Annotated in this window: 3 protein-coding genes and 1 pseudogene; all 4 read left to right on the top strand. The window is 56.7% G+C overall.

Annotated elements, in window-relative coordinates:
* On the top strand, window positions 1–346 hold a 346-nt coding region (locus tag MVK46_RS04735), incomplete at its 5' end, for a DUF998 domain-containing protein (RefSeq protein WP_297535499.1).
* Window positions 343–804, top strand: coding sequence for a hypothetical protein (locus MVK46_RS04740; RefSeq protein WP_297535500.1), 462 nt, complete (start codon window positions 343–345; stop codon window positions 802–804). The genes MVK46_RS04735 and MVK46_RS04740, both read left to right, overlap by 4 nt.
* Window positions 805–868: 64 nt before the next feature.
* Complete coding sequence (locus tag MVK46_RS04745) at window positions 869–1,891, top strand: SLC13 family permease (RefSeq protein WP_367182630.1); 1,023 nt, start codon at window positions 869–871, stop codon at window positions 1,889–1,891.
* Window positions 1,892–1,913: 22 nt separating this feature from the next.
* A pseudogene (locus MVK46_RS04750) lies at window positions 1,914–2,387 on the top strand (tRNA(Ile2) 2-agmatinylcytidine synthetase); the annotation flags it as partial.

Here is a 2,387-nt window from a genome sequence, read left to right on the forward strand (position 1 = left end):
CGCTGTCTATCTAATCTCAACGGCAGTCAACAAAGCCCAGACCGTTGGTGGGGCCTACGTAAGCGTCTCGGCCATCTTCCTGGCCCTGATAGGGATATTCCACGAGGGAACGAGGCCCCACGTCTTCGTCTCGACGTACTTCTTCGTCCAGTTCTTCCTGGGGGCTTTGATTTACGGCCTCGGCTCGGAGAGAAACGTTAAGATTGCCTCGCTCGTTCTCTTTGCCCTCGCCGTAATCGGAACCCTCTTCAAGTGGCCCTCAACGGCCCTCTTAGAGACCTATGAAATTGTCCTCGTCATGGCCTTCACCCTCGCCGTTGCGCTTTCCGGAGGTGGTGAAAGGTGAGCGCGCCGTTTCCCCCGATAAGAAGGGCGCCGGTAAGGGAGAGCCGAATCCTTAAGCCGGAAGACGCTGAAAAGGCAATAGAGCTTGTCAGGCAGGCACTGCCCTTCTTCAGGGCGGGAGAACCGATAGTTCACCCCGACCACGTGGACGTTCCTGTTCTCTACCTCGACTTCGCGATAGACAGGGTTCACTACGACCCGCGCACGGGCAACCCAAGTCCGAAGGGGGCACCTCCCCACTGCGAGCCCTCCCCGGAGGGGGCCACCGAGAGGATAGACGAGGTTCTCAAGGAGGCCCACGTCCTTGAGGGAGCCGAGTTCAGGGAGCCGGAGGACTGCTGGGTCGTGCCGGTTGCATGGAAAAGCTTTATAATCCTGCACGTCCGCGTCTCGGCGGACGGAAGCGAGCTGATTCCCGATTACCGTCTAACCGAAGAGGTGAGGCGGCACGGCCTGTAAGCTCAGAGCGTTCCTCAGGAGGGAGTGGTTCCTCTGCGTTCTCCTGCTCCTCTACCTAGTTCTGATACCCTTTGACCGCTCGCTTCCCCAGAAAACCCCAAAGCTTGTTGACTGGGGCAGTCTAAGTCTAATCACCGCTTTAATCATAACTTCGAAGGGCCTCGAGCTTTCGGGAGTCTTCAACAGGCTCGCGCCGAGGCTCGTTGAACGGGCAAACGGTTCGAGCAGAAGACTGCTTTTCCTCCTGCTTCCAACGATAGCCCTTTCCTCGGCACTGATAATGAACGACACCGCCATGCTCGTCTTCATTCCCCTCGTCGTGGCCCTCTCAGAGCTTTCTGGAATGGACAAGGCGAGGGCCGTGACGCTCTCGGCGATAGCGGCGAACGTCGGCTCTGCGTTAACGCCGATAGGAAACCCCCAGAACATTATAATCTGGCGCGAGTACGGTTTGGGTTTCTTTGCATTCATCGGGGGCATGCTCCCCTTCGTCTTCGCATGGCTCCTCCTTCTGTTACTGTTTGTGCTCTTCACAAAGGAGGAAACCCTCTCGGTCGAATTTTTACCCCCCGTGGCCTTTAGAAAGGGCCTCTTCATAATCTCAGCCGTTCTCCTCGGTCTCAACGTCTATCTCGGCGAAACAGGAAGGCACGAGCTCTCGATTGCGCTCACCCTGCTGGCCTTTCTTCTCCTCGAAAGGGACGTCCTTCTAAGCTTCGACTGGGCGCTCGTGCTAACCTTCGCGTTCATCTTTATCGACTTCAACGAGCTCTCGACGCTTCTCATCAAAGCCGGCCTCTCGCTCCCGACCGGAGGGGTCAGCCTCGTTCTGGCGTCTGCAGGGTTAAGCCAGCTGATAAGCAACGTTCCGGCGACGGTTGTCTTCCTCGGCTCCAGACCCAGCTGGCTCCCCCTAGCTGTTGGTGTGAACGCCGGCGGAACGGGGATTATAGTGGGTTCGCTGGCAAACCTCATCGCGGTTAGAATAGCGAGGGTTTCGCTGAGGGACTTCCACAGGTATTCCGTGCCGTACTTCATCGTCGTCCTCGTAATCTCTGCGGGTCTCATCCTTGCGTTTAATTTTTAAGCCCTCTCTCTTTTCTCCAACCATGCTCCTCCACATCGGAATCGACGACACGGACTCACCCAACGGCATGTGCACGACATACATCGGGGCGCTCCTATACCGCGAGCTGTCGCGCTTAGCCGAACCCATCGACCTGCCGAGGCTGATAAGGCTGAACCCCAACATTCCATACAAGACGCGCGGGAACGGAGCGGTTGCGATGACGTTCGAGGTCGAGGAAGAGGTTGTCCCTGAGGTTAAGGACCTCGTGCTGTTCTACGTCAACCAGCTGGCAGACTTCACCCACGAGAATACAAACCCCGGCGTCGCCTTTCTCGAGGGCGAAATCCCCGAAAAACTGAGGGAGTTCTCGCTCAAAGCTTTGAGGGAGCACGTTACCATCGAGGAAGCTGAGAGTGTTGCGAGGGAGGTAGGAGCTGAAATCTTTAAGTTCAAGCTCGGTAGGGGCATAATCGGAGCTTTAGCTTCAATCGGTTATCCTTTAAAGACCTTCACC

The organism is Thermococcus sp. (genome assembly GCF_027066465.1).
Taxonomy (GTDB): domain Archaea; phylum Methanobacteriota_B; class Thermococci; order Thermococcales; family Thermococcaceae; genus Thermococcus.